The following is a 5,473-nucleotide window of genomic DNA, read 5'->3' as shown; positions in this document are numbered from 1 at the left end:
CCCCTACGTCCCGCCCGAGGGTGCGGTCGGTGTCCTTGAACCGCGCCGCTACTTCTACGGCGAGCCCGGTGACTCCGACGGGCAGACCTTCGGCGATCTCTACCTGCCCGAGTCGGCCAACCCCGCACTGCCGGTGGTGGTGTTGATCCACGGCGGCGGGTGGAGGGACTCGATGGGCCTGGCGTACATGGAGAACCAGGCTCGGGATCTGGCCTCCTTCGACGTGGCGGTGTGGAACATCGAGTATCGCCGGGTCGGCTCGGGCGGCGGATGGCCCACCACGGTCGCGGACGTGTGCAAGGCCGTGGATCACGTGGCGGAGGTGTCCGCACTCGTGGGCGGCCGGCTGGACCTGCGCCGGGTGGTGGTCGCCGGGCACTCCGCTGGCGGGCACCTGGCGCTGTGGGTCGCCGGGCGGGCACGACTACCGTCCTCGCTGCCCGGATCCCGTCCCGTCGTCCCGGTCTCGGGGTGTGTGTCCCTGGCCGGGGTGGCGGATCTGCTGCGCGCGGAACAGGCCGGGGACAGGTACGTCGCCGGGCTCCTCGGCGGCCCCTCCGGCACCCGTCTTCAGCGCTACCGGGACGCCTCGCCCGTGTCCCACCTGCCCACCGGGGTCCCGGTGGTGTGCGTCCACGGTCGTGACGACGAGGTCGTGTCCCCCGAGCAGTCCGAGACCTACGTTCGCCAGGCCCGCCGGGCGGGCGACCCCGCCCGCGTGTCCCTGGTCCCCGGTGGCCACGACCCGTGGGGCGACATCACCGGTCGGGTCTGGCACGACACCCGCGACACGATCCTCGAGATGGCGCGCCGGCAGCCCCGGACCACCGGGTGACGGACGGCCCGCGGCCTGAAGCCCGGGTATTTCGTCCGGATGGCCCGGCGCCCACCCGGTGCCCGGCTCAGGTGGTGTAGTCGGCGTTGATCGAGATGTACTCGCGGGAGAGGTCGCAGCCGTAGACCGTGCAGTCACCGTCGGCGGCGCCGCCCTCGACACCCAGGTCGACCGAGATGGTGACCTCGTCGGCCCGCATGATCTCGGTGAGCCGCTCGAGTTCTGCGTCACCGGGGAATGCGGGATAGGTCTCGAGGTCGCCGAAGACGATGCGCACCCGCTCCGGGTCGATGTCGGTGTCGTCCTGGCACTTTCCGATCGCCATGGCGACGCGGCCCCAGTTGGGGTCCGCCCCGTGGACGGCGGTCTTCACCAGGGGCGAGTTGAGGATCGTCTTGGCCACGCGTTTCGCCTGGGCGCGGTCCCGGGCGCCGGTGACCTCCACGGTGAGGAGCTTGGTGGCGCCCTCGCCGTCCCGGGCGAGCTGGAGGGTGAGGTCCAGGCAGACGGCTTCCAGGGCTCTCCGGAGCTCCACGTCGTCGACCGGACCGGCCACACCACTGGCGAGCGCGATCGCGGTGTCGGAGGTCGAGGTGTCGGTGTCGACGGACAGGCAGTTGAACGTGGCGTCCACCGCGCTCCGGAACGCGGCGTCGAGCGCACCGGGCTCCACGGCGGCGTCGGTGAAGACCACGGCGATCATCGTGGCCATGTCCGGCTCGACCATCCCGACCCCCTTGGCGATGCCCACGACCCGGGCGGTGCCGCCCGTCGTCGTCGTCATGTCCGTTGTCGCCGTCTTCGGGTGGGTGTCGGTCGTCATCATCGCGCTGGCCAGAGCGAGAGCGTCGGCGTCGAACCCGGCCTCGGCCAACGAGTCGAGATGGGCACGCAGGATCGGCATGGGGTAGCGCCGGCCGATCACCCCGGTCGAGGCGATGAGCATCTCCCCCGGCGCCGTACCCACGGCCGCGGCCGCGTGCTCGAGCACCTCGCGCGCATCGGCCATCCCCTGCTCGCCGGTGGCGACGTTGGCGTTCTTGGCCACCACCACCACGCCGCGCGCCCGGCCGCCCGCGGCGTTCTCCCGACTGAGGACCACCGAGGGGCCGGCGAATCGGGACCGGGTGAACACCGCGGACGAGGCCGGGGACGGGCCGTCGTTGACGACGACGAAGACGTCGTCCCCCTCCTCGCGGAGCCCCGCGGCCCCCGCGTGTGCGCGGAAGCCCGCGGGCAGAGGGATCGGTCCGGAGGAAGCGGTCGCGGTGCGGATGGAGTTCACGCCCCCGAGTCTAGGCCCGTCGACCCTGCGCACGGACCGCCGGTTGACGCCCTGTGCGCCGACCCGGGACTAAATGTGAGGCAGCTCTCACCTGAGCACTTTCAGTCGCTCACTTCCTGTTGGTATGAACGCGGCCTTACCGTCCACCGCGTGGCAAAAGCCCTTGTCAGGTGGGGTTCGGAGTCTTCTCTGGGTAACGTCGGCCGCAGTCGTCCGGATGTACCCACTGAGCGTCCGAACGACGCAGACCACGGCGGTGGAGAGCCCACCGCCGGTACGACGAAAGGATCTCAACCATGATCTCCGACTTCATCAATGGCATCGCCACCGGTTCCGCCGCCGTCAACACCGGTTCGGCTGCCGCCGACTTCGGCTCCGACCTCATCGCCCAGGTCCTCGGCTTCTTCGGCGGCTTCGTCGAGAACTTCGGCTCCTGAGTCGACGCGCCTGACGGCGCATCAGCCCGGGCCGGGTTCGGCCTGGCCCGGGCACCGCGTGTGACCGGCCCCGCCTCGAGCGGGGCCGGTTTCCGCATTTCAGGCGGTAACCTCGATTCCATGCAGGCCGATCTCTCCCGTCACGTCGCCGCCGGCCCCGACGAGGTCTGGGCCGTGCTCACCGACATCCCCTCCGCGCACCGCACCCTCAGCGGGGTCCTGGCGGTCGAGATCCTCACGCCGGGGCCCTATCAGCCCGGGCTGCGATGGCGGGAGACCCGGAGGATGTTCGGCGTGAAGTCCACCGAGGAGATGATGGTCCTCACCGCCGAGCCTCCGCACTCCACCGCGATCGTCTCCGAGAACGGAGGCACCGAGTACAAGACGGTGTTCACCGTGACCCCGGACCCGGACGGCGCCGGGTCGACCCTGCGGATGCGGTTCGGTTCCCACACCGCGCACGCCCCGGCGATCTCCCGGGTCGTGATGGCTCTGATGGGCGGGCTCGCCGAACGAGCGACCCGCAAGGCCATGGAGCAGGATCTGGCGGACATCGCCGCCGAGGCGGAGCGTCGCACCGACTGAGCCGCCCCGGGGGTTCGGCCCGGTCCTCAGGCGTTCATCCCGTGAGAGTCGTGCCCCGATCCCAGAGTTCGGCGACCACCTCGGCGGCCGGCCGATCGGCGTAGGACCCGGCCGCACGCCAGCCCGAGCCGGCCCACAGTGGCGGGACCTCGACGTCACCGGTGTCGGTGGCGGCCTTGCGCACCGGCCCGGTGAGGACGTGAAGGAGAGGGTAGGCCGGCGGAGCGACCGCGTCGAACTCGGCCACGAACCCGTTGACCAGAGCACGTGCGTAGCGCCCGGTGTAGCTGCGCGTCGGCCTCGACTCCGTGAACCGGGGATCGCCTAACGCGGCGCGGTACAGGGCGTTCGTGCCCGCCTCCCGGGTGCGCAGCAGGACCGTCCCCAGTTGGACACCGTCGGCGCCCGCTCCGAGGGCTGCCGCGACGTCCTGCGGGGTGCTGATCCCACCCGCGGCGACGAAGGGGACGTCCGGCAGTTCCGACCGGACGGACCGCACGAGGTCCACTGTCGAGATGGAATCCGGCCGTTCGCCGATGGTCGTGGTCGAGCGGTGACCGCCCGCCTCCGCGGACTGCACCGAGAGCCAGTCGGCGCCCGCCTCCACCGCCCGGCGGGCGTCCTGCACGCCCGCCACGGTGACGACGACCGCGGTGCCCACCTCCTGCAGCGCCTCCACCACGTCGCGACCGGGGATCCCGAAGGTGAACGAGACCACGTCGACCGGGTCGGCGACCAACGCGGCGAGGGTCGCGTCCTGGTCGAAGTCGGTGAAGTCCGGGCTCGGGGCGAGCGCGATCCCGAGGTCCTCGGCGACGGGTCCGATCGCGGTCGCGTAGTTCTCGACGACCCGCGGTCCGCCGGCGGCGGCGAGGGCCGCGTCGGAGTCGTCCCGGTCCACCAGAAAGACGTTGACGCCGAACGGCGCGTCGGTGACCGCCCGCACGCGGGCGATCTCCGCGCGCGTACCGGCGGCGTCGAGGTAACCCGAGCCGAGCATTCCCAGGCCACCCGCCTCGCCGACCGCGGCGATCAGCTCCGGGGTCGTGGGACCCCCGGCCATGGGCGCCCCTATGACGGGCCTGCGGAGGTGGGCGGGCAGCAGGCGGCCACGCCGGTCTGGGCGGTCAGGTCGGTCTGGGCGGTCAGGTCGGTCGCGGAACCGGGGCGGGCGCTCGCTCATGGCTGTGACGGTACGCCCGGCGGGACCGCGCGACGGCGGGTGACCGCGTAGACCACCCCGCCGAGCGCGAAGACGGCGAGTCCGGCCACCACCGAGTGCCAGGGCAGGCTCCCGGCCACCACCGCGCAGCCGATCGCACCGACGACCGGAACCCAGGCCGGCAGACGACGGTGCTCCCGGGGGAGCCGCAGGGCCGCCGCGTTGGCGATGAGGTAGTAGACCAGTACCGCGAACGACGAGAACCCGATCGCCTGGCGCACGTCCGCCACCAGGACGATGCCGGCCACGACCGCGCCCACGCAGATCTCGGCCACGTACGGCGTCCGCGTGGCCGGGTGGACCGCGGCCAACCGCGAGGGCAGGTGCCGGTCGCGGGCCATGGCCATCGTCGTCCGCGAGACCCCGAGGACGCCCCCCAGCAGCGCGCCCAGCGCCGCGATTCCTGCGGCCACCCGCACGATCGGGGCGATCTCGCCGTCGCCGATCCGCTGCGCCGCGTCCAGGACCGGCGCCGGACCCGCCGCCACGCCCCCCACCCCGAGGACGTGGACCGTCGTGGCCAGGACCACCGCGTAGACGACGATGACCACGGAGATCGCGATCACCACCGCCCTGGGGATGGTCCTCTCGGGTTCGCGTACCTCCTCGCCGAGGGTGGCGATGCGTGCGTACCCGGCAAAGGCGAAGAAGCAGAACCCGGCCCCGCCGAGGATCCCGAGCAGCCGCGCGGGCCACGGCTCGTCGTCCACGGACGGCACCGGGGACACCGGAAGTACCGCGCCGGCCGCCCCCGGGCCGATGGTCCAGGCCGCCACCACGAACACCGCGAGGACCGCCACCACCATCGCGACGAGCACCCTGGACGCACCGGCGCTGCGCTGAACCCCGAAGACCGACAGCAGCGTCAGCGCGAGCACCGAGGCGGCCGCCACCACGTGAGCGTGCTCCGGCCACACGTAGAGGCCTGCGGTGAGCGCCATCGCCGCGCAGGAGGCGGTCTTACCCACCACGAACCCCCAGCCCGCCAGGAACCCCGGCAACGGCCCGAGGACCTCGCGCCCGTAGACGTAGGTGCCGCCGGCGGACGGGAACCGGGCGGCCAACCGCGCAGAGGACACCGCGTTGCACGCCGCCACCACCGCCGCGAC

The 5,473-nt window shown here is 72.6% G+C and carries 6 protein-coding genes; 3 read left to right on the top strand and 3 right to left on the bottom strand.

What is annotated here, in order from left to right:
* Window positions 1–835: alpha/beta hydrolase (locus IY392_RS02230; RefSeq protein ID WP_194860400.1), on the top strand; the 835-nt coding region annotated here is incomplete at its 5' end.
* Between the two features lie 67 nt (window positions 836–902).
* Here the strand turns inward: IY392_RS02230 and argJ are convergent.
* Window positions 903–2,120, bottom strand: a complete 1,218-nt coding sequence (gene argJ, locus IY392_RS02225; protein WP_231750378.1) for a bifunctional glutamate N-acetyltransferase/amino-acid acetyltransferase ArgJ — start codon at window positions 2,118–2,120, stop codon at window positions 903–905.
* A gap of 296 nt (window positions 2,121–2,416) precedes the next feature.
* On the opposite strand from argJ, the gene IY392_RS02220 reads away from it, so the two are divergent.
* Both IY392_RS02220 and IY392_RS02215 read left to right on the top strand, forming a co-directional pair.
* A complete protein-coding gene (locus IY392_RS02220; protein WP_178088265.1) occupies window positions 2,417–2,557 on the top strand; it encodes a hypothetical protein in 141 nt (46 codons plus the stop codon).
* Window positions 2,558–2,677: 120 nt separating this feature from the next.
* Window positions 2,678–3,142 carry an SRPBCC family protein gene (locus tag IY392_RS02215; protein ID WP_194860399.1) on the top strand — a complete coding sequence of 155 codons (465 nt, stop codon included), beginning with the start codon at window positions 2,678–2,680 and terminating at the stop codon, window positions 3,140–3,142.
* A 34-nt stretch (window positions 3,143–3,176) separates the two neighbouring features.
* Here IY392_RS02215 and IY392_RS02210 read toward each other — a convergent pair whose 3' ends face one another.
* A complete protein-coding gene (locus IY392_RS02210; RefSeq protein WP_107757531.1) occupies window positions 3,177–4,325 on the bottom strand; it encodes a nitronate monooxygenase family protein in 1,149 nt (382 codons plus the stop codon).
* Window positions 4,322–5,473, bottom strand: a 1,152-nt coding sequence (locus IY392_RS02205; RefSeq protein ID WP_194860398.1) for an APC family permease, incomplete at its 5' end; no start/stop codon positions are given. The genes IY392_RS02210 and IY392_RS02205, both read right to left, overlap by 4 nt.

It is taken from the genome of Dietzia sp. SYD-A1, assembly GCF_015356725.1.
Classification (GTDB): Bacteria; Actinomycetota; Actinomycetes; order Mycobacteriales; family Mycobacteriaceae; genus Dietzia.
The sequence above is the reverse complement of the archived record's forward strand: the minus strand, read 5'-3'. Positions and strand labels throughout refer to the sequence as shown.